General features: G+C 71.9%; 23 protein-coding genes. 12 read left to right on the forward strand and 11 right to left on the reverse strand.

The window, feature by feature from the left end:
- The first annotated feature begins 106 nt into the window (after positions 1-106).
- The 4 genes from DJ476_RS17380 to DJ476_RS17395 all read left to right on the forward strand — a co-directional run bounded on the left by DJ476_RS17380 (position 107) and on the right by DJ476_RS17395 (position 5,008).
- The gene (locus DJ476_RS17380) at positions 107-1,021 is read left to right on the forward strand and encodes a DUF6457 domain-containing protein (protein WP_103418417.1); all 915 of its coding nucleotides are present in this window, start codon (positions 107-109) and stop codon (positions 1,019-1,021) included.
- Positions 1,018-2,751 (forward strand): molybdopterin molybdotransferase MoeA, encoded by a 1,734-nt coding sequence (locus DJ476_RS17385; RefSeq protein WP_318294722.1) that lies wholly within the window; start codon positions 1,018-1,020, stop codon positions 2,749-2,751. Before DJ476_RS17380 ends, DJ476_RS17385 begins: the two co-directional genes overlap by 4 nt.
- Positions 2,709-3,860, forward strand: coding sequence for a potassium channel family protein (locus tag DJ476_RS17390; RefSeq protein WP_070200877.1), 1,152 nt, complete (start codon positions 2,709-2,711; stop codon positions 3,858-3,860). Before DJ476_RS17385 ends, DJ476_RS17390 begins: the two co-directional genes overlap by 43 nt.
- A 161-nt stretch (positions 3,861-4,021) precedes the next feature.
- Positions 4,022-5,008: an NAD(P)H-quinone oxidoreductase gene (locus tag DJ476_RS17395; protein ID WP_103418415.1), complete on the forward strand. Its 987-nt coding sequence runs from the start codon at positions 4,022-4,024 to the stop codon at positions 5,006-5,008.
- A 111-nt stretch (positions 5,009-5,119) separates the two neighbouring features.
- Here the strand turns inward: DJ476_RS17395 and DJ476_RS17400 are convergent, their stop codons facing one another.
- From DJ476_RS17400 to DJ476_RS17425, 6 genes are all read right to left on the reverse strand, one after another.
- A complete protein-coding gene (locus tag DJ476_RS17400) occupies positions 5,120-5,671 on the reverse strand; it encodes a bacterial proteasome activator family protein (protein WP_079167237.1) in 552 nt (183 codons plus the stop codon).
- Between the two features lie 90 nt (positions 5,672-5,761).
- Complete coding sequence (locus tag DJ476_RS17405; protein ID WP_112490971.1) at positions 5,762-8,620, reverse strand: FtsX-like permease family protein; 2,859 nt, start codon at positions 8,618-8,620, stop codon at positions 5,762-5,764.
- The gene (locus DJ476_RS17410; protein ID WP_112490972.1) at positions 8,617-9,441 is read right to left on the reverse strand and encodes an ABC transporter ATP-binding protein; all 825 of its coding nucleotides are present in this window, start codon (positions 9,439-9,441) and stop codon (positions 8,617-8,619) included. The genes DJ476_RS17405 and DJ476_RS17410 overlap by 4 nt, the downstream gene beginning before the upstream one ends.
- Positions 9,442-9,668: 227 nt before the next feature.
- Entirely contained in the window at positions 9,669-10,292 is a 624-nt protein-coding gene (locus tag DJ476_RS17415) for a PadR family transcriptional regulator (RefSeq protein ID WP_112490973.1), read from the reverse strand.
- Between the two features lie 70 nt (positions 10,293-10,362).
- Positions 10,363-10,908, reverse strand: coding sequence for a hypothetical protein (locus DJ476_RS34945; protein ID WP_240676632.1), 546 nt, complete (start codon positions 10,906-10,908; stop codon positions 10,363-10,365).
- A gap of 451 nt (positions 10,909-11,359) precedes the next feature.
- The gene (locus tag DJ476_RS17425; RefSeq protein ID WP_112490974.1) at positions 11,360-13,021 is read right to left on the reverse strand and encodes a protein kinase domain-containing protein; all 1,662 of its coding nucleotides are present in this window, start codon (positions 13,019-13,021) and stop codon (positions 11,360-11,362) included.
- A 397-nt stretch (positions 13,022-13,418) separates the two neighbouring features.
- Between DJ476_RS17425 and DJ476_RS17430 the strand changes: the two genes are divergently transcribed.
- Positions 13,419-15,038 (forward strand): protein kinase domain-containing protein, encoded by a 1,620-nt coding sequence (locus DJ476_RS17430; RefSeq protein WP_103419716.1) that lies wholly within the window; start codon positions 13,419-13,421, stop codon positions 15,036-15,038.
- A gap of 69 nt (positions 15,039-15,107) precedes the next feature.
- On the opposite strand, the gene DJ476_RS17435 is transcribed toward DJ476_RS17430, so the two are convergent.
- The 3 genes from DJ476_RS17435 to DJ476_RS17445 form a co-directional block, all read right to left on the reverse strand.
- Entirely contained in the window at positions 15,108-16,148 is a 1,041-nt protein-coding gene (locus DJ476_RS17435; protein WP_103419715.1) for a phosphotransferase, read from the reverse strand.
- Positions 16,149-16,211: 63 nt separating this feature from the next.
- Positions 16,212-16,673 carry a pyridoxamine 5'-phosphate oxidase family protein gene (locus DJ476_RS17440; RefSeq protein WP_103419714.1) on the reverse strand — a complete coding sequence of 154 codons (462 nt, stop codon included), beginning with the start codon at positions 16,671-16,673 and terminating at the stop codon, positions 16,212-16,214.
- 129 nt (positions 16,674-16,802) lie between these two features.
- Positions 16,803-17,462 (reverse strand): response regulator, encoded by a 660-nt coding sequence (locus DJ476_RS17445; RefSeq protein WP_026237839.1) that lies wholly within the window; start codon positions 17,460-17,462, stop codon positions 16,803-16,805.
- A gap of 349 nt (positions 17,463-17,811) precedes the next feature.
- On the opposite strand from DJ476_RS17445, the gene pdhA reads away from it, so the two are divergent.
- The 3 genes from pdhA to DJ476_RS17460 are packed head-to-tail and all read left to right on the forward strand — an operon-like array spanning position 17,812 to position 21,397.
- The gene (pdhA, locus tag DJ476_RS17450) at positions 17,812-18,972 is read left to right on the forward strand and encodes a pyruvate dehydrogenase (acetyl-transferring) E1 component subunit alpha (RefSeq protein ID WP_019763044.1); all 1,161 of its coding nucleotides are present in this window, start codon (positions 17,812-17,814) and stop codon (positions 18,970-18,972) included.
- 2 nt (positions 18,973-18,974) lie between these two features.
- On the forward strand, positions 18,975-19,955 hold the full coding sequence (locus DJ476_RS17455) for an alpha-ketoacid dehydrogenase subunit beta (protein ID WP_103419712.1): 981 nt from the start codon (positions 18,975-18,977) through the stop codon (positions 19,953-19,955).
- A gap of 11 nt (positions 19,956-19,966) precedes the next feature.
- Positions 19,967-21,397 carry a dihydrolipoamide acetyltransferase family protein gene (locus DJ476_RS17460; protein ID WP_112490975.1) on the forward strand — a complete coding sequence of 477 codons (1,431 nt, stop codon included), beginning with the start codon at positions 19,967-19,969 and terminating at the stop codon, positions 21,395-21,397.
- A gap of 64 nt (positions 21,398-21,461) precedes the next feature.
- Here DJ476_RS17460 and DJ476_RS35625 read toward each other — a convergent pair whose 3' ends face one another.
- Positions 21,462-21,599 (reverse strand): ATP-binding protein, encoded by a 138-nt coding sequence (locus DJ476_RS35625; RefSeq protein ID WP_318294723.1) that lies wholly within the window; start codon positions 21,597-21,599, stop codon positions 21,462-21,464.
- 515 nt (positions 21,600-22,114) lie between these two features.
- Between DJ476_RS35625 and DJ476_RS17470 the strand changes: the two genes are divergently transcribed.
- From DJ476_RS17470 to DJ476_RS17485, 4 genes are read left to right on the forward strand one after another with little or no spacing between them, the layout of a single operon-like run.
- Entirely contained in the window at positions 22,115-22,996 is an 882-nt protein-coding gene (locus DJ476_RS17470) for a helix-turn-helix domain-containing protein (RefSeq protein ID WP_112490976.1), read from the forward strand.
- Between the two features lie 4 nt (positions 22,997-23,000).
- Positions 23,001-23,189: a DUF397 domain-containing protein gene (locus DJ476_RS17475; protein WP_112490977.1), complete on the forward strand. Its 189-nt coding sequence runs from the start codon at positions 23,001-23,003 to the stop codon at positions 23,187-23,189.
- A 36-nt stretch (positions 23,190-23,225) separates the two neighbouring features.
- Positions 23,226-23,429, forward strand: a complete 204-nt coding sequence (locus DJ476_RS17480; RefSeq protein WP_112490978.1) for a DUF397 domain-containing protein — start codon at positions 23,226-23,228, stop codon at positions 23,427-23,429.
- Positions 23,420-23,611 carry a DUF397 domain-containing protein gene (locus DJ476_RS17485; protein WP_112490979.1) on the forward strand — a complete coding sequence of 64 codons (192 nt, stop codon included), beginning with the start codon at positions 23,420-23,422 and terminating at the stop codon, positions 23,609-23,611. Before DJ476_RS17480 ends, DJ476_RS17485 begins: the two co-directional genes overlap by 10 nt.
- A gap of 86 nt (positions 23,612-23,697) precedes the next feature.
- On the opposite strand, the gene DJ476_RS17490 is transcribed toward DJ476_RS17485, so the two are convergent.
- Complete coding sequence (locus DJ476_RS17490) at positions 23,698-24,600, reverse strand: D-alanyl-D-alanine carboxypeptidase family protein (RefSeq protein ID WP_103419709.1); 903 nt, start codon at positions 24,598-24,600, stop codon at positions 23,698-23,700.
- Positions 24,601-24,655 lie beyond the last annotated feature (55 nt).

Here is a 24,655-nt window from a genome sequence, read left to right on the forward strand (position 1 = left end):
CAGGGCCCGTAGGTACGGGTGGTTGCTCGGACGTGCCCCTCCGGACCCGGCTCTGCCGGCCACCCCGGAGGGGCCGTCGGCCGACCGTGCCGCCCATACTCGACGTATGACCGCCTACGACGTGATCGTCCTCGCCGGTGGGGCCGCCAAGCGGCTCGGCGGCGCCGACAAGCCCGCTGTGCGGGTCGGCGGCCGTGCGCTGCTCGACCGGGTGCTCGCCGCCTGCGCCGGAGCGGGTGTCACCGTCGTGGTGGGTGGCCGCAGGCCCACCTCCCGGCCGGTCGTCTGGACCCGCGAAGTCCCGGAGGGCGGCGGTCCGTTGGCGGCGCTCGGTGCGGGGGTGCGGCTGACGACGGCGGAGCGGGTGCTCGTGCTCTCCGCCGACCTGCCGTTCCTGGGCCCCGCCACGGTCGACGCGCTGCTCACCGCCGTCGGTGGGGGTGGCGGTGAGAACGGCAGGGAGGGCGCGCTCTGCACCGACCCCGACGGTCGCGACCAGCCGCTCCTCGCCGTCTACCGCGCGGAGCCGCTCCGCCGGGAGCTGGCCCTGCTCGCCACCGAGCACGGCTCGCTGGCGGGCCTGCCGCTCCGGCTGCTGACGGGGGAGCTGGACCTCGTCCGGGTCGATGCCGGGCCCCATGCCGCGTTCGACTGCGACACTTGGGAGGACATCGCCGCCGCCCGCGCCCGGATCAGGGAGCATGGGGCCGTGCTGGACGAATGGATCACCTCGGTCAAGAACGAACTGGGAATCGAACTCGACGTCGACACCGACGTCCTGCTCGACCTCGCCCGCGACGCCGCGCACGGAGTCGCGCGGCCCGCCGCACCGCTCACGACCTTCCTGGTCGGGTACGCGGCCGCCCGGGCGAGCGCGGCGGCCGCCGGCCCGGAGGAAGCCGCGGCCGCGGTCGCCGAGGCGGCCCGCAAGGCCACCGCGCTCGCCCTGCGCTGGGAGGCGGAGGCGGCGGAGGAGCAGCCCCGTGCGGAGCCGAGCGGTGAAGGGGCCGGGACGCCATGACCGGGGACGGCCTTTCCGGCAGCGACGTGTTCGGCGGCGGTGACGACCTGTTCGGTGGTGACGACCTGTCCGGCTGCGATGTTTCCCGTGGTGGAAACAGTGCGACCGACCCAGCCGGAACCACCGGCCCCACCGCCCCCGACAGCGCCGAGGCGCGCGCGGCGGAGGCCGAAGAGCTGGCCGTCGAGCAGGCGTTGGCGCTGGTGGGCAGCGGCTCCCAGGCCCCCGGACACGACCGCACCCGGGCCACCGGCCCCACGCCCGGCCGGTCCGGCGACCAGGCGAACGGCCGGGCGCCGCGCGGCCAGACACCCACCGGAAGCCCGGGTGCGGCGGACGAGCCGGGCCCCTCCCCATACGCGAGCCCGTCCCCGTACGCAGGCCCCTCCCCGTACACCGATTCCGCACCCGACGGCCCCGCATCGGCTGCCGCTCCAGGCTCCCCGCCCACCGACGAACCCGCGTCCGCGTCCGCACCCGCTCCCGCCCCGAGGTCCCCCGTCGTGGACCTGCCCTGGGAGCGGGCGCGGGCCGTTGCCGCGCGGGCCGGGCGGGGCGGGCCGCAGGCCGTGGTGCGGCTGGCGCTCGACCGGGCCCTGGGGCATGTGCTGGCCGAGCCGCTCGCCGCCCTCACCGACCTGCCGCCCTTCGACACCTCGGCCATGGACGGCTGGGCCGTCGCCGGGCCCGGCCCCTGGACGTACGACGAGGGCGCGGGCCTCCTCGCCGGGGGCCAGGACGCCCGGCTCCCCGACGGCACCGCCGTACGCATCGCCACCGGCGCCCGTACGCCCGCCGACACCACCGCGGTCATCCGCAGCGAGCACGCCCACGCCGACGCGGCCCGGCGGCTGCTCTCCGCCCGGCGGCCCGTCGTCACCGGCCAGGACATCCGCCCCCGGGGCCAGGAGTGCCGTACGGGCGACCAGTTGGTCCCGGCCGGCACCGTGGTCACCCCGGCGGTGCTCGGGCTCGCCGCGGCCGCCGGATACGACGCCCTCCCCGCCGTTCCCCGCCCCCGCGTCGATGTCCTCGTCCTCGGTGACGAACTCCTCGCCTCGGGCCTTCCGCGCGACGGCCTCATCCGCGACGCTCTCGGCCCCATGCTCGCCCCCTGGCTGCGGGCCCTGGGCGCCGAGGTCTCCGCCCCCCGCCGCCTCGGGGACGACGCCGAAGCCCTGCGCACGGCCCTCACCTCCTCCGACGCCGACGTGATCATCACCACCGGGGGCACCGCCTCCGGCCCGGTCGACCATGTCCACCCGGTGCTGGCCGCCCTCGGCGCCGAACTGCTCGTCCACGGCGTCGCCGTACGCCCCGGCCACCCCATGCTCCTGGCGCGGCTCTCCCCCGACGGGCCGCATGTGGTCGGCCTCCCCGGCAACCCGCTCGCCGCCGTGTCCGGGCTCCTGACTCTCGCGGAACCGCTGCTGGCGGGGCTCGCGGGCCGCCCGGCCCAGGACGCGTACCGGGCGCTCGTCCACGCCGATGTGCCCGGCCATCCGCACGACACCCGCCTCGTCCCCGTGGTCCACCGCGCGGGCCGGGCGGGCGGCCGGGACCATGTGGCGCCCCTGCGCTACAACGGACCCGCCATGCTGCGCGGGATCGCCGCGGCGGACGGGTTGGCCGTGGTGCCCGCCGGCGGGGTACGGTCCGGCACCGAGGTGGAGATCCTCGATCTCCCATGGGCCCCGGCGACACCGTGGACGGAAGGGTGTTTCACGTGAAACTTCCAGGCCACGACGCGATGGCCAGGCGGGCAGAGGAACAAGTCGTCCCCACGAGGGTCCTGCTGCCCCGCAGGGTCGTCGACCGTCCTGGGCGCCAGGTCGCCAAACGGCTGCTGATGGCGCTGCTCGTACTGGCCACGACGGTGATGATCGTCTGGCTTGACCGTGACGGGTATACGGACAACGCCGACGGCAAGGTCGACCTGCTCGACGCTGTCTACTACGCGACGGTCACCCTCTCCACCACCGGATACGGTGACATCGTTCCGCAGAGTGATGGTGCCAGGTTGCTCAACGTGGTCCTCGTGACGCCGTTGCGCGTGGTGTTCCTCATCATCCTGGTCGGTACCACCCTCGAAGTCCTCACGGAACGGACCCGCGAGGACTTCCGGCTCAAACGCTGGAGATCCAACTTGCGTGACCACACCGTCGTCGTCGGGTTCGGTACCAAGGGCCGTTCGGCGATTCAGACCCTCCGTTCCACCGGCTTGGCGAAGGAACAGATCGTCATCGTCGACCCGGCCTCCAAAGTGATCGACGCAGCCAATGCCGAGGGCTACACCGGTGTGGTCGGCGATGCCACCCGCAGTGACGTGCTGCTCCGCGCCGAGCTGCAGAAGGCCCGCCAGATCATCATCGCCACTCAGAGGGACGACACCGCCGTCCTCGTCACCCTGACCGCGCGTCAGTTGAACCGGGGCGCCAAGATCGTGGCGGCGGTCCGCGAGGAGGAGAACGCGCCCCTGCTGCGGCAGTCCGGCGCCGATGCGGTGATCACCAGCGCCAGCGCCGCCGGCCGGCTGCTCGGTCTCTCCGTCCTCAGTCCGAGCGCGGGCACGGTGATGGAGGATCTGATCCAGCAGGGCAGCGGTCTCGATCTCGTCGAACGGCCGGTGATAAAGGCCGAGGTGGGCAAGAGCGTCCGGGAGACCGAGGACCTGGTCGTCAGTGTGCTGCGCGGGCACCGGCTGCTCGGCTACGACGACCCGGCGGCCAGTCCACTGCAGCTGACGGACCGGCTCATCACCATCGTGCGCGCGACCCGGCCGTCCGGCGACGGCCCGTCCCTGCCCCATCTGCCGATGCCGCCGCACCACCGACCCTGAGGAACGCGAGGAAGCCCGAAGGACGGAACCTGGGGCCCGGAACTTGGAAGCCGGACCCGGAATCCAGGCGCCGGAAGCCACCCCGCCGAGCGGCGGCGCGCGGGACGGCACGTGGACCGGCGCACGCACGGGCGGGCGGCGGCGGGAGTAGCCTCGCGGCCATGCATGCGATCACGATCCCCGAACCCGGTGGCCCCGAGGCGCTCGTCTGGGCCGAGGTGCCCGATCCCGTACCCGGCGACGGCGAGGTCCTCGTCGAGGTCGTCGCCGGTGCCGTCAACCGTGCCGACGTCCTTCAGCGGCAGGGCTTCTACGACCCGCCGCCCGGTGCCTCCCCCTACCCCGGTCTGGAGTGCGCGGGACGCATCGCGGCGCTCGGCCCGGGGGTGACCGGCTGGGCGGTCGGGGACGCGGTGTGCGCGCTGCTGTCGGGCGGCGGCTACGCGGAGAAGGTCGCCGTACCGGTCGGCCAACTCCTCCCCGTACCGGACGGCGTGGAGCTGACGGTGGCGGCGGCGCTGCCCGAGGTCACCGCGACGGTCTGGTCGAACGTGTTCATGGTGGCGCACCTGCGCCCCGGTGAGACGGTGCTGATCCACGGCGGTTCCAGTGGGATCGGCACCATGGCGATCCAGCTGGCGAAGGCGGTCGGCGCCCGGGTGGCGGTCACGGCGGGCAGCCCGGAGAAGCTGGCCCGCTGCGCCGAGCTGGGGGCGGACATCCTGATCAACTACCGCGAGCAGGACTTCGTCGAGGAGGTGCGCGAGAACACCGCCGGGGCGGGGGCCGACGTCATCCTCGACATCGTCGGCGCCAAGTACCTGGACCGGAATGTGCAGGCGCTCGCCGTCAACGGCCGCCTTGCGATCATCGGCCTCCAGGGCGGGGTCAAGGGCGAGCTGAACCTCGGCGCCCTGCTGGCCAAGCGGGCCGCCGTCACCGCGACCTCCCTGCGGGGCCGCCCGATCGCGGAGAAGGCCGCCATCGTCGCCGCCGTACGCGAGCATGTGTGGCCGCTGATCGCGGACGGGGTGGTTCGTCCCGTCGTGGACCGTACGGTGCCGATGGCGGACGCCGCCGAGGCGCACCGGGTGCTCGAGTCCAGCGCCCATGTCGGCAAGGTGCTGCTGATCACCCCGAACGCGTGACGGCACGGACGCGTAGCAGCGCGAACGGGTAGCAGCGCGGACGCGGAGAACACACAGCGGCCCTGCGCACACGTCGATGTGCACAGGGCCGCTGCTGAGCTGCTGTCGGATCTACAGGTACGGTCCCGAGCGGATCGGCCCGTGCGGGTCACCGCCGCCGCCTTCCTCGTCCTCGTGGGCCATTCCGGGCGGCAGGGCGCGGCGCATCTGCTCCAGCTGGGCGCGGGCCGCCATCTGCTGGGCGAACAGCGCCGTCTGGATGCCGTGGAAGAGCCCCTCCAGCCACCCCACCAGCTGGGCCTGGGCGATCCGCAGCTCGGCCTCGGAGGGCACCGAGTCGTCCGTGAACGGCAGGGAGAGCCGCTCCAGCTCCTCCACCAGCTCCGGCGCGAGACCGTCCTCCAGCTCCTTCACGGAGCTGGCGTGGATCTCCTTGAGCCGGACACGGCTCGCCTCGTCGAGAGGGGCCGCCCTGACCTCTTCCAGAAGCTGCTTGATCATGCTGCCGATGCGCATGACCTTCGCGGGCTGTTCGACCATCTCCGTCACCGGGACCTCGCGCGACTCGTCGTCACTGGCACCGCCGCCGACAGCCATTCCGTCCTGGCCCACGACAAGGACCTGCGGGTGCTCCTGCGACCGGTCATTCCTCGGCATTTCCATGCCGCCATTGTCTCGCACACATGCCGTACACCACGTTGGTGCCCCCGAAAACGGAAGATCCACCGTCTTCGGGGGCACCGGATGCGGGCGTTACCCCGCGCGCCGGGCCAGCTTCTGCCGGGAGCCGGTGAGGGCGGCGGCGAGCAGCCCGGCCAGCACCGGGACGACGAGGGCCAGCAGCGCGATGGTCGGCCACGGCATCACGATCGGTGTGTACGCCGACTCCATCGGATCGGCCCGCATGACCTTCAGGGCCTCCCGCAGGTCGGTCAGGCGCAGCGCGACCGCCGGGACGATCCCCGCCGCCGTCCCCAGCAGCACCCCGGTCAGGGCGACGACCAGGCACTGGAAGCCGGAGAGTGAGCGCCGTACGCCCGGGGGCGCGCCCACCGCGCTGAGCGTGGCGAGGTCGGCCTCCGCGTCGGCCTTGGAGAGCCCGGTGGTGATGGCCGCCGCGCCGAGCGTCACGACACCGGCGAAGAGGGCGAGGATCAGCAGGACCACCGCGTCGTCGCGCTCCTCGGCGGGGCTGCCGGTCCACACGTACGCGTGGTTGCCGGCCCGCTCCAGCGCCGCGTCGGCCGCCTGCTCCTCGGCGTCGGTCGGCTCGCGGCTCAGGGGGTAGACGGAGCCGGTCTCCTGGGAGTGCAGGCCGAGCCGGTCCGCGGTCCGCTGCGGCAGCACCATCCGGATGCCCGGGGTCGTCGCGTAGCTGTCCGGGGCGACGTACACCTTCAGCCGGTCCGTGGTGGTGCGGGCCTCGCCGGGGTGGAGGGCGCGGTTCTCCTTGTCGCGCTCGTTGTAGAAGTGGCGGGCCTTGAGGGTGATCTCGCCGTCCTTCGCGTACGCCGAGTTGAGCAGGACGGGGGTGCCGGCGGCGAGGGCCTTCGCGGCCTCCGGGTCGTCGAGCTTGACGTACGAGGTGAGCAGGGCGGTGTCCCCGACGACGATCTTGTTGTCGTCGTTGCCGAAGGCGATCGTGGTGGAGTCCTCGTCCACGCAGGCGGGCGAGTTCATCAGCCGCTTGTGCTCGTCGGCGGAGATCCGCAGGGCGAGTTCCTTGGCGCCCTTGCCCTTCAGGGGGCAGGAGTGGCCCTCCCCGGTGGGCTTGACGATCTCGAGGGTCCCGCAGCTGTCCTCCTCCTCGTAGTACACGGAGCAGTCGCTGCCCGCCCAGGCCCGGCCGACCCGGGCGGGCGCCCCGCTGACGGGGTAGTGCTGCTCGACGGCGGCCCGTGCGCGGGAGAGGTCGGTCTTCTCGGCGGTGTCGGCGGCCATCAGCGCGGCGGTGCCCGCGGTGAGGTTGGGCTGGTGGTCGTAGGCCTGCTCGGCGGTGGTGCTGGCCGTGTACGTGGCGATGGCGACGCTGCCCGCGACGGCGGCCATCACGGCGGCGACGGCGGGTGCGGTACGGCCCCGGTTGCGGGCCGCGTCGCGCAGGGCGATCCGGGGGGTCAGCGGCAGCCGGCGGCCGAGCCGGCCGAGGAAGCCGACGATGACCGGGATGCAGCCGAGGAGGCCCAGTTCGGCGAGGACGGAACCGGCCGCGACCAGCCGGGTGTTGCCGCTCAGACCGCCGTACACGGCGAGGGCGGTCCCGCCCGCGAGCACGACCGTGCCGACGACCGGCAGGACGCGGGAGCTGCGACGGGCGCCGCGGCGGCCGGTGAGCGACTCCAGGACGGACTGACGGCCCGCCACGATCGCCGGGGCGAGTGCGGCGAGGACGCCGGTGACCAGGCCGAGTACGGCGATGGCGATGATCTCCCAGGGGTGGACGGTCAGTTCGCCGAAGCGACGGCCGCTGAACTCCTCGATCATCGGGCGGAAGAGGACGGTGAGGCCGAAGCCGGCCCCGACCCCGACGACCGCGCCGACCCCGCCGAGCACCGCACCGCCCGCGAGCACCACGGCCCGGACCTGGCCGCGGGTGCCGCCGCACGAGCCGACCAGCCCCAGCTGCCGACGGGACCGGCGGGCCCCCACGGCGAAGGCCGGTCCGGCCAGCAGCACGATCTCCAGCAGGGCCATCGCGGCCACGGTGAGGGCGGCCGCGGTCAGCTCCGCGTCGCTGCTCGTCCAGCTCTGCATATACGCGGCCATGGGGACTTCGGAGTCCGGCGGCGGGTTCAGGGCGACCTGGCGGGCCCGTACCACCACGCCCTTCTCGTTGGCGGCGAGGATGTCCGGCCAGGTCACGCCTGCCCCGGGCGGCCCCTGGACCAGCCACTTCACACCGCTCGCCTGGGGCGGCAGGATCTTCCCGTCGCCGTCGGCGGACTTCTGCCAGGGGGCGATGACCGCGCCCGGGGCGGCGAACAGGGACTCGTTCTTCAACTGGGCGGGCAGTTCCACCGCGCCGGTGAGGGTGTAGACCTGCTGGGGGCCGCGCACGGTGATGCGGTCACCGACGGAGAGCCCGGCCGCCTTGAGGAACGCCTCGGTCGCCGCGATCTCGTCCTTGGCCTTCGGGTAGGAGCCCTCGGTCAGCTCGACCCGGCCGCGCAGCATCGGGTCCGCGACGGCCAGTTCGGTGATCTGGGTGTCGGTGATGCCGTGGCGGGTCGTCACGGAGGCGGGCACGGACTGCTCGGTGAGAGAGCGCGAGCCCTTCGGGAAGGTGGCCGGTACGTCGACGGGCTTCCGCTCGTCGTCGTAGAACGTCTCCGGGGCGCCCTCGGGCGTCTGCCACATGATGCCGTCGGGCATCTGCCAGAGCGGGACCGGGCCCATCCCCTGGTCCATGAAGAGGGCGTCCGCCGCGCCCAGATCCGCCGTCAGGTCCTCCGCGGCGGTGGGCAGGGCGGAGCGGTACGTCAGATCGGCGGCGGTCACACCGAGGACGGGCAGGGCGATCATCGCGACGACGAGGGCGCTGCGGCCCTTGGCGCGCAGCGCGTCGCGCCGGGCTATGCGGAAGGCGGCGCGCCAGCCGGAGAAGAGGCTCACTCGGCGTTCCCGGGGGTTCCGGTGGAACCGTTGCCCCGGTCGGCCGCCGGGGCTCCCGGGGTCGCTGCCGTGAGCAGCGCGTCGGCGCCCGTGGTCAGCGTCTGGTCCACGATCGAACCGTCGCGGAGGAAGACGACCCGGTCGGCCCAGGCCGCGTACCGGGGCTCATGGGTCACCATCACCCCGGCCGCCCCCTGGTCGCAGCGGGTGCGCAGCAGGGCGAGGACGGCCTCGCCGGTCTCGGAGTCGAGCGCCCCGGTCGGCTCGTCGGCGAGGACGAGACGCCGGTCCCCGACGAGGGCGCGGGCGATGGCCACGCGCTGCTGCTGGCCGCCGGACATCTCGTCGGGGAACCGGTCGGCGATCTCGGTCAGCTTCATCTCGGCCAGGGCGGCGAGGGCCTCCTTGCGGGCCTTGCGCACGGAGACGCCGTCGAGTTCGCGGGGCAGCGCGATGTTCTCGGCGGCGGTCAGGGCCGGGATGAGGTTGTAGTCCTGGAAGACGTAGCCGACGCTGCGCCGGCGCAGGGCGGCGACGCCCTTGCGGCCGAGCGACGCGATGTCCTGGCCCTCGATGATCACCTGGCCGCTGCTGGCGTCGTCGAGCCCGCCGGCCAGGGTCAGCAGGGTGGACTTGCCGGAGCCGGAGGGCCCCATCACGGCGACCAGTTCACCCGGGTACACGGAGAGGCTGATTCCGCGCAGGGCGTGCACCTCCGCGACGCCGGAGCCGTGGGTACGGGTCAGCGCCCGCAGTTCGAGTACGGGGGCGCCTGCGGCTGCCCCGGAGGACGGTGGCGGTGTGGCGGTGGGCGAGGACATGGCGGGTGGTTCCCCCTGGAAGCGGTCGGTTCTTCTGGTACGTCGGCCGGTACGTCTTCGGGTACGGGAGGCGGCGGCGGGGCCACGGCCGGGTGGCGGGGCCGGGGCGCCCGGGCTTCGGGCGGGCCCGCCCCGGGATTCCGCGCGGGCTGAGGGCGCCGGGGCCCCGGGCAGGTGCGGCGCGGCCGGAACTCCGCGCGGGCTCAGCCCCGGGGTTCCGCGCGGGCTCAGCGGCGGGACTTCTGGCGGGCGGTGAGGGTGCGGGCCGGCCCCCGGGCGGCCGCCGGGCCGGGTGCGGCCGGGGGCTCGGTGGCGGCGGCCTCGGCGAGGCGGACGAGGCGCGACTCGCAGTGGTCGAGCCAGCGGGCCTCGGCCTCCGCCTGGAAGATCAGCTGCTCCACCACGAGCAGCCAGGCGACCTCGTCCCGGTTCGTCGGGACGTCGGCCAGGGCCTGGGCCTTGAGCCGGGTGTAGTCCTGCATGGCCTTGAGGGTGTGGTGGCGCTGGGACTGGATGACCTCACGGATGTCGACGCCCGGGGCCCCCACGGCCATGGCGAGCTTGATGGCCAGTTCGTCGCGGGGCGGGTTGGTGCGGTCCACCGGGGTCCCGAACCAGCTGCGCAGCTCGGTGCGGCCGTCGTCGGTGATCGCGTAGAGGTCGTGCCCGGCCTCGTCGGCCCCGTCCTGCACGACCATGCCGTCGCGCTCCAGGCGGCTGAGGGTCGTATAGACCTGGCCGACGTTCAGGGGCCAGGTGGAGCCGGTGCGCGACTCGAACTCGGTGCGGAGCTGGGAGCCGTAACGAGGGCCCCGTTCCAGGAGGGCCAGCAGCCCGTGGCGGATCGACATACTGAGTATGTATACCGAGTATGTCGGCCTTGGCAAGTCACCCGGACGGTACGGCTACGGGGTGGAACGGTCAGTTCACACGGCGCAAGCGGAAGGCGAGGAAGGCGAGTCCGAGCCCGACCAGGGCGATGCCCGTGCCCAGCGAGACCTGCTGGACCTGCCGTACGGCGGCGGCGTCCAGGGCGCGTGCCGCACGGGCCTCCGGATCGGTGAAGGCGTCGGGCGGCGGGGTGAAGTCCTGCAGGCCGGCCGGGGCGGTGTCCGGCTCGTCCGCCTCTTCCACCGCTTCCTGCGGGGGTTCCCGCTCGGCCCGGTTCTCGGCCTGTGCCAGCTCCAGCGGGGTCAGCGAACGCCCGGGGCGGGCCTTGCCCGCCCCGGCCTCGCGCCCGGCCAGCGGTGCGGTCGAGCCGGACACCTCGACGGAAGCGGAACGGCTGGGAGAGGGGGAGTCGGCGTCTGCGGGGGCCTCGGCGCCGTCGACGTACACGGAGTCCGGGGAGAGCCCGTCACCCGGCTCCGCCGCGTCGGAACCCGGCACTCCGGACGGCAGCAGCCCGGAGGGCAGTGCGGAGGAGGGGCCCGTACCTGAGGGCGAACCCGGCACGGACCAGGACACGGACCCCGACGGCGTACTCGACGGGAGAGACGGGACGGGTGTGGCAGCGGGGCTGGAGGCCCCGGGAGTCCCCGACGTCCCGGAGGGCGAGGCCCCGGCCGAAGGCCCGTCCGCCACGGCCGACGACGCGTGGGCGGTCCCGCCCGGCGGGTTCAGCGGCCCCCACGGCCCCAGCGCCGAGCCGGCCGCCACCAGCAGACAGACCGCGCACCTCGACGACCACACGGCCGGAAGTCCTGTAGCCATGGGATCAGCGTCACACGGGGTCTCCCATCCGGCATCCCGGACGGGAGGGAAGGAGATAACCGACCGTTACGGGTCGACTGCCGACCCGTAATGAAGATCCGCAGCCCTCGCGGTGATCGGAAACGAGCACATCGCGAAGCCGAAGCCCGAGACGGAAGAAGCCCGGCGCCCCCTGCGGGACCCCCCCAGGAACCTGAGGGACCCCTCAGGAAGCCCGCCCCGTCGACACCTTCAGCTCGAAGTGGGCGCCGCGCTCGGAGACCGCCGCACCCGAGGACGGGAACTGGCCGACGACCTGGCCCTCCGCGTACGTGTTGCCCGGCTCCTCGATCTCCTTGATCGTCCAGCCGGCCGCCTCCGCGCAGGCCTTCGCCGAGAGGATGTCCTTGTAGACGAAGCTGGGCGCCTGGACCTTCTTCGGGTCGTTGGAGTCCTCCATGGCGTTCGTGCACGCCGTGGTCTTCATCGTCCGGTTGCGCTCCGGCGGCCGGTAGCCCTCGTCCGTGGAGTTCTCGCTGGTGCCGGGGTCGCCGCCCTTGCCCGCCTCGTCGTCCTTGCCCTTGTCCTGCAGGGCGAGCGCGGTGACCAGGCCGCCGACGGCGAGGAGCGCGACGACGATCGCGCCGACGATGACCGGCATGTTCCGCTTGGAGGAGCCGCCTCCCGTGGACCCGGCGACCGTCTGGTGCTGCGGGTTGATCGTGTACGGCGGTGGGGTCTGGTGGGCGAGCGGGCCCGGCGTCGGGTAGCTCTGGGCCGCCTGCGGGTAGCCGTAGCTCGGCGCGGGCGTCGGGGCCGGCTGGTTGTACGGCCCCGGGTGCCCGGGCTGCCCCGGGTGCTGGGGCGGGTGCGGCTGGTACGGCGTCTGGACGCTCGGCGGGGCCGGGGTGGCCTGGTCGACGGGCGGGAACACCGCCGAGCCCACGCCCGCACCGCTGTTGGCCGGCCCGCCGCCCGCCACGATCATCGGCGCGCCGGTCTGGCCGCCCGAGGCGTTCAGCACCCGGGCGATCTCGTCCCGCATCGCCGCGGCGCTGGGGAAGCGCTCGTTCGGGTTCTTCTTCAGGGCGCGGGCCACCAGGGCGTCCACCGCGGGGGTGACCGACCGGTTGATGCTGGAGGGCGCGACCGGCTCCTCCTGCACATGCGCGTACGCGATGGCGAGCGGGGAGTCCGCGTCGAACGGGATGCGGCCGGTGAGCAGCTGGAAGAGCATGATGCCGACCGAGTACAGGTCGGAGCGGGCGTCCACACCACGGCCGAGGGCCTGCTCGGGGGAGAGGTACTGCGGGGTGCCGACGACCATGCCGGTCTGCGTCATCGAGGTGACACCGGACTGCATGGCGCGGGCGATGCCGAAGTCCATGACCTTCACGACGCCGCGCTTGGTCATCATCACGTTGCCGGGCTTGATGTCGCGGTGGACCAGGCCCATTTCGTGGCTGGTCTCCAGCGCGGCCAGCACATCGGCCGTCACCTTGAGCGCCTTGTCGGCGGGCATCGCCCCGTACTGCCGGATGTCGGCGGCGAGCACCGAGCCGAGCGGCTGCCCCTCGACGTACTCCATGACGATGTACGGCATCAGCGCGCCGCCGAGCTCGTCCTCGCCGGTGTCGAAGACCGAGACGATGTTGGTGTGCTGGAGCTTGGCGACGGCCTGCGCCTCGCGCCGGAACCGCTCGCGGAACGACTGCTCGCGCCCCAGCTCGGTGTGGAGGGTCTTGATCGCGACCTGGCGGTCCAGGGCGGAGTCGTAGGCCAGGTAGACGGAGGCCATCCCGCCCTCGCCGAGCAGGTCGCGCAGCTGGTAGCGGCCGCCTGCCACCGCTCCGCCCGCATAGCGGCCCCGTGCGCCGTCCTGGCTCATGACTTGCTTCCCCCTCGGCGGCGCGACCCCGACATCCGGTGGGCCGCACACGCTGCTGTGCCGCTGTGCTGCCCACGCATGTTTCTGTAGGACGCGGTCGCGTGCGACCTGGTTCCGTGTTCCGTACGGCGTTCCGTACTACGCGATTACGCGCCAAGTCTGCCCGAGGGGTCCGACACGTCAAGCCGGGTGCCCGTTCCGTGACCCTCCGCACAAGAAGCGTCTCGGAAGCGTTACAGGAATCCCCTGGCGGAGGGGTGGGAGGCGCGCCGGGCGGTCGGATGATCGGTCCGGTGCGGAACCTGGGTGTCCGGCGGAGGCTGTAGCGTGACGTGGCAATGCAGCAAGGCATCGTGAGAACCCGCGGACGCGCGGACAGATACGACGGCGAGGACTGATGGCACCCGATTCCGAAGCAAACGGCGGCGGAGTTTCGGATGGCTCCGACGCCTGGGGTGTCGGCGGCGTCGTCGGCGACGGACGCTACCGGATGACCTACCGGCTCGGCCGCGGCGGCATGGCGGAGGTGTACGCGGCGGAGGACGTCCGGCTCGGACGCACGGTCGCGGTCAAACTGCTCCGCTCCGACCTGGCCGAGGACCCGGTCTCCAAGGCCCGCTTCACGCGTGAGGCACAGTCAGTCGCCGGTCTCAACCACCATGCGATCGTCGCCGTGTACGACTCCGGCGAGGACGTCGTGGGCGGCCAGACCGTCCCGTACATCGTGATGGAGCTGGTCGAGGGCCGCACCATCCGCGACCTCCTGCTGACCGCCGAGGCGCCCCCGCCCGAGCAGGCGCTCATCATCGTCTCCGGGGTGCTGGAGGCGCTGGCCTACTCGCACCAGCACGGCATCGTGCACCGGGACATCAAGCCCGCCAACGTGATCATCACGGACTCGGGCGCGGTCAAGGTGATGGACTTCGGCATCGCGCGGGCGCTGCACGGCGCCCAGTCGACGATGACCCAGACCGGCATGGTCATGGGCACGCCGCAGTACCTCTCCCCCGAGCAGGCGCTCGGCAAGGCCGTCGACCACCGCTCCGACCTGTACGCCACCGGCTGCCTGCTCTACGAACTGCTGGCGCTGCGGCCCCCGTTCACCGGCGAGACCCCGCTCTCGGTGGTCTACCAGCACGTCCAGGACATGCCGGTGCCGCCGTCCGAGGTCCTGGACGCGGTGCCGCCGGAGCTGGACGGGCTGGCGATGCGCTCGCTGGCGAAGGACCCGGACGACCGGTTCCAGAGCGCCGAGGAGATGCGCGGGCTGGTCCAGTACAGCCTGCAGATGCTCCAGGTGCAGGGCGGCCACACCGGCACGTGGAACACCGGCCCGGTGGCCCTCCACGAGGGCGGCCAGACCCCGCCGCACGGGACGACCGGCTCGACCCGGGCCATGGGCTACCCGGTCCACGGCGACACCTCGCAGGGCCCGATCCTGCCGCCGCTCAACCCGGACGACGGCGGTTACGACGGCGGCGGTCAGCGGCCCGGCGGCGGGCGTTCGAAGATGTGGCTCTTCGTGCTGCTCGCCCTGGTCGCGATCGGCGCCGGGGTCGCCTTCGCCCTCAACGCGACGAAGGACGACGGCAAGGAGAAGGAGCCGGTCAAGCCGTCCACCTCGGTGAGTTCGACCCAGGAGGAGCCCTCGGATGAGCCGTCCGAGGAGGAGTCCGAGGAGCCGGAGCAGCCGAGCAACTCCTCGGGCGGTGGCCAGACGCAGCCCAACCCGCCGCCGTGGACCCCGGACCCGACGCCGAGCCGGCCGTCGTTCAGCCCGTCCCCGACCCCGTCCGACAACACGGACGCCGGGGCGACGGACGGCACCACCAACGAGGGCACCAGCGGGGAGCCGAGCGGCGACCCCACGCCCCCGACCACCGACCCGGGCACGTCCGGCAACCCGGGGGGCGGCAACGGCGGCGAGGCGGGTGCCTCCGAGGGCGCGAACGGCGGGAACGCGGGCAACAGCGGTACGGGAGACACGGCCGGCCCCGGGGGAGGCGCGACCCCGTAGGCCGCGCCCGGGGGCACGCCTCAGGCACCAGCCTCACGCCCCCGGGGGCACGCCCCCGGGGACCCCGCCTCACTCCGTGAACGCCGCGCAGACCGCCTCGTACTCGCGCGTCCACCACACCGCCAGGGCCGACACCGCAGGGAACTGCGGGTCGGCCCTTCGGTCGTCCAGGCGGTAGCGCCAGCGGAGTATCCAGAAGTCGTTGAGCCGCTCCCACCACACCCGGTGCACGGCGGCGGCCAGTTCGGCCGCGTCCGCCCCCGCCGCACGCCGGTACGCGCGGGCGTACGCCCGTACTTTCGGCAGGTCCAGCTCCCCGCCCGGCTGCACGAAGAAGATGGCCGCCGCCCGGACCGCCTCCTCGGCGCGCGGCTGCACCCCCAGCCGGTCCCAGTCCACGATGGCGACCGGATCGGCGCCCCGGTAAAGGAGGTTGAGCGGATGGAAGTCCCCGTGCACCCACCCGGTGGCGGGCCCGTCCGGGGTGGGCGGCCTGCGGTGGGCGTGCTGTTCGAGCAGGGCCCGGCGCTCCACGAGCCGGTGCACGGCCAGTTCGTCGAAGGCGTCGCGGGGGGTGTCCCGGGGCCGCTCCCCCCGGGCGGCGGCCAGCAGTTCGTCGATGAGCGCGAAGGTGTCGGCGGCGTGCGGGCTGCCGTAGCCGGCGGGTAACGGCCCGTCGGGCGAACCGCGTTCGCCATCCGCGTCCATCACCGGCATGACCTGCTCAAGAGCGGTGTGTACGGCTCCGAGGAGCGTCCCGAGACGCCGGGACTGGTGGGGGGTGAGCTGGGACCCGACCCGGTGCAGTCCGTCGACCCAGGGGTGCAGGGCGTAGCAGCGGTCACCGATCACCGTGACCGTGGTGCCCTCCGCATCGGTCAACGGCGGGACGACGGGCACCCCGAGGGAGGCGAGGCGCTGGGTGGCGTGGTGCTGGCGCACGATCGTGGCCCGTTCGCCGGTGGCGTCGTCGATGTGCTTCTTGTCGAGGTGGTGCTTGAGGAAGTAGGAGCCGCGGGTGGTGGAGACGCGGTATCCGTGGTTCAGCAGGCCCTTGGTGATCGGCTCGCAGGCGAGCGGTTCACCCACGTCCGGGTAGCGGCGCAGCACCTCGCCGACCGGAGGAACTGGTGGGCGGGTTACATATGAGCGCGGCACTTACCAAATGGTAGATCACGCAGCGTGGCGGACAAGCGGACTTGCGCCGAAGCCCAGAGTGTGCTCCGTGACGAAGTGCGGGTCGACCCGGAGGTAGGCCGGAGCGAAGGGTTCCCCGTTGGCGCGGGCGGGTGCGGTGCCGAAGAGTCCGGCCTGCTCGGGGCCGGGATGGACGATCTTGGCGGGCCCGGTGAACTGCACGGACCACAGGTCGTCGCCGCCCTCTCCGGCGGTGGCCGCGTTGTAGTTGTCGGCCCCGTAGGTGACGACGCTGCCGTCGCACGCCTCGTGGTAGCCGAAGCCGCTGTGCATCCGCAGCAGGATCCGGCCGTCGCACACCACGTGCCGGGCGACCGCCAGGAACGGCAGGGCGCGCATGCTGGTGGCGAGGCGGCCGTACGGGACCCGGCGCAGCAGCTCGATCGCGGCGGCGGCCTGCGGGGGCGGTCCCGGTGCGCGGTGTTCATCGGAGGGCATACGGACCACTCTGCGCCAGGTGTAGGGACCGGGTAAGAGTCCCCGGCCCCGGGTGGCCCGGGACCAAAGTCCCTCGGGGCCTTCCCCCCGGGGCCTCGGCGCGGCTTTCCGGCGCGGCCGGTCGCCGGTTCAGCGGCGCTCGGCCTGGAGCCGGGCGACGTACGCGGCGGCCTGCGAGCGGCGCTCCATCCCCAGCTTGGACAGCAGGCTGGAGACGTAGTTCTTGATGGTCTTCTCCGCGAGGTGCAGCCGCTCCCCGATCACCCGGTTGGTCAGCCCCTCCCCGATCAGGTCCAGGATCTTGCGCTCCTGCTCCGTCAGCCCGGCGAGCTTGTCGTCACCCCGGCCGTTCCCGCCGTCGCGCAGCCGCTCCAGCACCCGGGCGGTGGCCACGGGATCCAGCAGGGATTTTCCGGCGGCGACATCCCGTACGGCATTGAGCAGTTCATTCCCGCGGATCGCCTTGAGCACATATCCCGACGCCCCGGCCATGATCGCGTCGAAAAGGGCCTCGTCATCGGCGTACGAGGTGAGCATCAGGCATTTGATGTTCTCGTCCAGCGAACGGACCTCGCGGCACACCTCCACACCGCTGCCGTCGGGCAGCCGTACGTCGAGCACCGCCACATCGGGACGCGTCGCCGGAATCCTGACCAGGGCATCGGCGGCCGTCCCCGCCTCGCCGACCACCTCGATGTCCGGTTCGGAGGCGAGCAGCTCATGGACACCGCGCCGGACGACCTCATGATCGTCGAGCAGAAATACCGTGATTTTTCCATCTTCGCGCACGATCGCAGTCTCACATACTCGCCACTCCTCCGCTCTTCCCAGCCGCTGATCCGCGGGATAACGTGCCGTTGTTCCGGCGGCCTGCAAGGCTGTTCCCAGTGCTGTGACCAGCAGAGCTTCGCGATTTTTTCGATTTACTTGGAAATCCAAGCAAAATCGCAGGTCAGATAGGGTTTCGCAGTTATGCGATGCACTGGGTAACGTGCCTATGACAGGGCGCTCGCCGGGGCACCTGTCACGCCTGTATCCCGGCCGAGAAGCACCCACCCCGTGCACGGGTCCGGACACAGGCGAGCCGCACTGGTCTCCCGGCAGACCCCGGGGGCCGGACCGACGGAGGAGCACGCACGTGACCGTGGAGAGCACTGCCGCCGCGCGTAAACCGCGACGCGCCAGTAAGCGGACCAGCGCCGCGAAGAAGCCGCAGAGTTCCGAGCCCCAGCTCGTGCAGCTGCTGACGCCCGAGGGCGAGCGCGTCGAGCACCCGGACTACAGCATCGACCTGAGCGCCGAGGAGCTGCGCGCGCTCTACCGCGACATGGTGCTGACCCGCCGCTTCGACGCCGAGGCGACCGCCCTCCAGCGCCAGGGCGAGCTGGGTCTGTGGGCCTCGCTGCTGGGCCAGGAGGCCGCGCAGATCGGCAGCGGCCGGGCGCTGCGCGACGACGACTACGTCTTCCCGACCTACCGCGAACACGGTGTGGCCTGGTGCCGCGGGGTCGACCCCACCAACCTGCTGGGCATGTTCCGCGGGGTGAACCACGGTGGCTGGGACCCGACCACCAACAACTTCCACCTGTACACGATCGTCATCGGCTCGCAGACCCTGCACGCCACGGGCTACGCCATGGGCGTGGCCAAGGACGGCGCCGACTCGGCCGTGATCGCGTACTTCGGTGACGGTGCCTCCAGCCAGGGCGACGTCGCGGAGTCGTTCACCTTCTCCGCCGTCTACAACGCCCCGGTCGTCTTCTTCTGCCAGAACAACCAGTGGGCCATCTCCGAGCCCACCGAGCGCCAGACCCGCGTGCCGCTCTACCAGCGCGCGCAGGGGTACGGCTTCCCCGGCGTCCGCGTCGACGGCAACGACGTACTCGCCTGTCTGGCCGTGACGCGCTCCGCGCTGGAGCGCGCCCGCCGCGGTGAGGGCCCGACCCTGGTCGAGGCGTTCACGTACCGCATGGGCGCCCACACCACCTCCGACGACCCGACCAAGTACCGCGCGGACGACGAGCGCGCCGCCTGGGAGGCCAAGGACCCGATCCTGCGGCTGCGGACGTACCTGGAGAAGTCCGGCCACGCCGACGAGGCGTTCTTCACCGAGCTGGAGACGGAGAGCGAGGCCCTCGGCAAGCGCGTACGCGAGGTCGTACGGGCGATGCCCGACCCGGAGCCGATGTCCCTCTTCGAGCACGGCTACGCCGACGGCAACTCGCTCGTCGACGAGGAGCGTGCCCAGTTCGCCGCCTACCAGGCATCGTTCGCAGACTCCGCCGAGGAGGGCAAGTAGCCATGGCCGTGGAGAAGATGTCCATCGCGAAAGCGCTCAACGAGTCGCTGCGCCACGCTCTCGACACCGACCCCAAGGTCCTCATCATGGGTGAGGACGTCGGAAAGCTCGGCGGTGTCTTCCGGATCACCGACGGCCTCCAGAAGGACTTCGGCGAGGACCGGGTGATCGACACTCCGCTCGCGGAGTCCGGCATCGTCGGCACCGCGATCGGCCTGGCCCTGCGCGGCTACCGCCCCATCGTCGAGATCCAGTTCGACGGTTTCGTCTTCCCCGCGTACGACCAGATCGTCACGCAGCTCGCCAAGATGCACGCCCGCGCGCTCGGCAAGATCAAGCTGCCGGTCGTCGTCCGTATCCCGTACGGCGGTGGCATCGGCGCGGTCGAGCACCACTCCGAGTCCCCCGAGGCGCTCTTCGCCCACGTGGCGGGGCTGAAGGTCGTCTCGCCGTCCAACGCGAGCGACGCCTACTGGATGATGCAGCAGGCCGTCCAGAGCGACGACCCGGTCATCTTCTTCGAGCCCAAGCGGCGCTACTGGGACAAGAGCGAGGTCGACACCGACGCCATCCCGGGCCCGCTGCACAAGGCCGTCACCGTCCGCGAGGGAAGCGACCTGACGCTCGTCGCGTACGGCCCGATGGTCAAGGTCTGCCTGGAGGCGGCCGCGGCCGCGCAGGAGGAGGGCAAGTCGATCGAGGTCCTGGACCTGCGCTCGATGTCCCCGATCGACTTCGACACCGTCCAGGCCTCGGTAGAGAAGACCGGCCGGCTCGTGGTCGTCCACGAGGCGCCCGTCTTCTACGGCTCCGGCGCGGAGATCGCCGCCCGGATCACCGAGCGCAGCTTCTACCACCTGGAGGCCCCCGTCCTGCGGGTCGGCGGCTACCACGCGCCCTACCCGCCGGCGCGGCTGGAGGAGGAGTACCTTCCGGGTCTGGACCGGGTGCTCGACGCCGTCGACCGCTCGCTGGCGTACTGAGGGAAGGGGACGTGACGACGATGACCCAGACGTCCGCTCGCTTCCGCGAGTTCAAGATGCCCGACGTGGGCGAGGGCCTCACCGAGGCCGAGATCCTCAAGTGGTTCGTCCAGCCCGGTGACACGGTCACCGATGGCCAGGTCGTGTGCGAGGTCGAGACGGCGAAGGCGGCGGTGGAGCTGCCGATCCCGTTCGACGGCGTGGTGCACGAGCTGCGGTTCGGTGAAGGCACGACGGTCGATGTCGGCCAGGTGATCATCACGGTGGACGTGGCGCCGGGTACTCCGGAGGAGGCCCCTCCGGCCCCTGCCGCCTCGGCTGCTCCTGCCGCTCCCGAGGCTCCTGCTGCTCTTGCTGACGAGCCGAAGGGCCGTACGCCGGTCCTGGTCGGTTACGGGGTGGCGGAGTCCTCCACGAAGCGCCGCCCGCGCAAGGGAGCCGCCCCCGAGGCGGCTGCCGTGGCGGCGGCGGTCCAGGCGGAGCTGAACGGCCACGGGGCACCCGCCGCTCCTGAGCCCGAGGTTCCGGTGACCCGCCCGCTGGCCAAGCCGCCGGTACGGAAGCTGGCGAAGGACCTGGGCGTGGACCTGGCGAGCGTGGTGCCGACCGGCAAGGACGGCATCATCACCCGCGAGGACGTGCACGCGGCGGCGGCCCCGGCCCAGGCGGCTGCTCCGGCTCCGGTTCCTGCCGCCGAGCCGGTGACGGCCGCTGCGGACAAGGCGGAGGCCACGGTCTCCGCCCGCGAGACCCGCATCCCCATCAAGGGGGTCCGCAAGGCGATCGCGCAGGCGATGGTGGGCAGCGCCTTCACCGCGCCGCACGTCACGGAGTTCGTGACGGTCGACGTGACGCGCACGATGAAGCTCGTGGCGGAGCTGAAGGAGGACAAGGACATGGCGGGGGTGCGGGTCAACCCGCTCCTGATCATCGCCAAGGCCCTCCTGGTCGCGATCAAGCGGAACCCCGGGGTCAACGCGGCCTGGGACGAGGCCAGCCAGGAGATCGTGCAGAAGCACTACGTCAACCTGGGCATCGCGGCCGCCACCCCGCGCGGCCTGATCGTGCCGAACATCAAGGACGCGCACGACAAGACGCTGCCGCAGCTCGCGGAGGCGCTGGGCGAGCTGGTCGCCACGGCCCGGGACGGCAAGACCTCCCCGGCGGCGATGGCGGGCGGCACGGTGACCATCACCAACGTCGGCGTCTTCGGCGTCGACACCGGCACCCCGATCCTGAACCCGGGCGAGTCCGCGATCCTGGCGGTCGGCGCGATCAAGCTCCAGCCGTGGGTCCACAAGGGCAAGGTGAAGCCGCGTCAGGTCACCACGCTGGCCCTCTCCTTCGACCACCGCCTGGTCGACGGCGAGCTGGGCTCCAAGGTGCTGGCCGATGTGGCGGCCATCCTGGAACAGCCGAAGCGCCTGATCACCTGGGCGTAGCAGTACGTGTGGTGGGCCCGTACGTCTCCGTGACGTCCGGGCCCACCGCCATGTCCGGCCCCGGTCACCGTACGGACAGCTCGGCGAACACGGTCTTCCCGACGTCACGCTGCTCGACGCCCCACCGGTCCGCGAGCTGGGCCACGACCAGGAGCCCGCGCCCGAAGCACTCGTCGTCCCCGGACCGGCCGAGCCGGGGCAACCGCTCCCCCGCGGATCACTGACGGCCACCCGCAGCACGAACTCGGTGAGCGTCAGGTGCACGCGGAAGAGCCGCCCCCGGACCGCCCCGTGCATCACCGAGTTGGTGGCCAGCTCACTGACGACGAGCGCCACGTCACCGGCCATCAGCGGATGCCCCCACTGCAGCACGAGCCGGGCCGCCCGATGCCGACTGAGCGAGACGCTGCGGGCGGTGGGCGTGTAGTCGACCTGATCCTCACGGAGGACGGGTTCGGGGGCGGGGGTGGGGATCTCCTTGGCTGCGGTCATGGTCGCGTGCCTCCGGGTGGGGTGGGCGGTGGCTCTGCCGCGCCTGCGCCTGGGCAGGGCGGTGCGCTTCCGCCGTGACGGCTCCGCTGTGCGAGCGGCGGAACACCGACGGTAGTGGTGTAGCTGCTCGCGCAGCAACAAGTTCGAGCAGAAAATTCTCTGCCCTAGTTGGTGTTCGAAGGCTGCGAGTCCCAGACTTGGTCCACTCGGCTGAGGGGATGCGACGTGGCAGGCAGTAATCCGGATCGAGGCCGGACGGTCTCCACCGTGCTGGGACGCCGTCTCGGCGGTGAGTTGCTACGGATGCGGGAGGCGCGTGACCTGCGGCAGTCGCACGCGGCGGACGCGCTGACGGCGTCGGTCGCGAAGGTCGCCAAGATCGAGCGGGGCCTCGTACCGATACGGGACCCCGACATCCGGGCCCTGTGCCATCTGTACGGCGAGACCGACGCCGACACCGTCGACAGGCTGCTGGCCCTGGCGAAGGCGGACCGCGAGCGCCGCAAGGCGAGCGGCTGGTGGAACCAGTACCCGGGGCTTGGGTCCATGGTCGAGTACGTGGCGTTGGAGGACATCGCCAGCAGCCTGCGTACCTGGCAACTCGCCATCGTTCCTGGCTTGTTGCAGACGGCCGACTACGCCAGGGCACTGGCGGTGGGGAACGGCTCCTGGGAGGATCCTGACGAGATCGAACCCTTCGTCGAGGCTCGGATGGCACGACAGGTTCGATTGACCGGTGACCGTCAGCTGGAGTTGTGGGCGGTGGTGCATGAAAGTGCTCTGCGTCAACTGGTGGGAGGGCGGCAGGTGATGAGGGAGCAGCTCGGCCACCTGCTGGACAAGGCCCGGCAGCCGAACGTGAAGCTCCAGGTCGTGCCCTACCTGGCGGGTGCTCACCCCGGAATGACGAGCGCCTTCACCATCGTGTCGTTCGCTGATCCCGGGGCCCTCGATGTGGTCCACATGGATACGACGTCGAGCACGCTCTGGCTGGAGAGCGATAATGATGCCGACCGCCACGCGCAGCTCTTCGACCGCATCAGTCGTCTGGGGCTCGCGCAGCGCAGCTCGGTCAGACTGATCGACGGCATTCTCAAGGAGTTGTAGGCCTGTGCCCGCGTACAAATTCGTCAAGTCCAGCTACAGCGGCGGTAATGCTGGGCAGGAGTGCGTGGAAGTCGCCCGCAACATCCCCCGCACCGTCGCCGTCCGCGACTCCAAGCGCCCGGGTGGCCCCGTCGTCACCGTCACGCCCGCCGCCTGGGGCGCCTTCACGGCCGACCTGCGCCAGCAGTTCTGATCGTTCGCGGGTAAGCACCCTCAAGAGGAGGAACGAATGAGTAAGTTCCGCTTCAAGAAGTCCAGCTACAGCGAGCCGAACGGCGAGTGCGTCGAGGTCGCGGGCAACGTTCCGCGCACCGTAGCCGTTCGCGACTCCAAGGATCCGAGTGGGTCCGTCCTCACCGTTTCCCCCGTCGCCTGGGGCGCTTTCCAGGCAACGCTGCTGCGGGACAGCGCCGGAGAAGGTCCATGCGAGTGAGTGGCTTCCGCTTCGAGAAGTCCCGTCACAGCAGTGGCGACGGAGAGTGCGTCGAGGTCGCCCGCAACATCCCCCGTACCGTCGCCGTCCGCGACTCCAAGCGCCCGGGTGGCCCCGTCGTCACCGTCGCGCCCGCTGCCTGGGGCGCCTTCACGGCCGACCTGCGCCGGCGGCAGCCGTAGGCCCGTACGCCGTCACGTGAACGGCGAAGGGGCCCGGGCCGCACACACCGTGCGGGCCGGGCCCCTTGCTCGTACGCGCGGATCGGCTACCGCTTGAAGCCGTAGTCCATCAGCTTCTTCGCGTCGGCCGTGCGGGTCGACTCGTTGGTCGACGTGAGCACCGTGCCGATGACCGTCTTGCCGTTGCGCGTGGCGGCGAAGACCAGGCAGTACTTGGCGGTCGGGCCGGAGCCCGTCTTCACGCCGATGGCGCCGCTGTAGCTGCTGAGCATCTTGTTGGTGTTGGTCCACGCCATGACGCGCTTGCCACCGTTCTTCATGGTGACCGTCTGCTTCGTGGACTTGGTCTTGACGACCGTGCGGAACGTGGAGTTCTTCATCGCCTCGCGGGCGATGATCGTCAGGTCGCGGGGGGTCGAGTAGTTCTTCCCACTCCCTATGCCGTCGAACGAGTCGAAGTTGGTGTTCTTCAGCTTGAGGCTCTTCGCCGTGGCGTTCATCTTGCCGATGAACGACTTCACGCGGGCGTCACGGGTTTTGCCGGTGCCGAACTTGTCGGCCAGGGCGTACGCCGCGTCGCAGCCGGAGGGGAGCATCAGGCCGTAGAGGAGCTGGCCGACGGTGACCTTGTCGCCGACGATGAGCCGGGCGGAGGAGGCGTTCTTCGAGACGATGTAGTCGCTGTACGCCTTCTGGATCGTGACCTGGGACTTCAGGTTCACGTTCTTCTGCTTGAGCACCACGAGGGCGGTCATGATCTTCGTGGTAGAGCCGGTGGAGCGGCGGGTGTCCGCGGTCTTGCTGTAGAGCGCCTTTCCGGTGCCGCTGTTCATCACGAAGCCGCCCTTGGCGACGATCGACGGAGCCGGCGGCGCCGTGGCGGCCTGGGCCGCCGAGGCGAAGGCACCGCTCGCCAGCACCGCGCCCGCGGTGAGGACCACGGTGCTCGTGATGGTCACGCGATTGATGCGCTTGATCCCGATTTTCAACTGAACGCTCCAAATGCCCCTGATATGCGGCCACATAAGGGTGCCGCTCGATGAT

Origin of the sequence: Streptomyces bacillaris (assembly GCF_003268675.1) — a bacterium.
GTDB classification, from domain to species: Bacteria; Actinomycetota; Actinomycetes; order Streptomycetales; family Streptomycetaceae; genus Streptomyces; species Streptomyces bacillaris.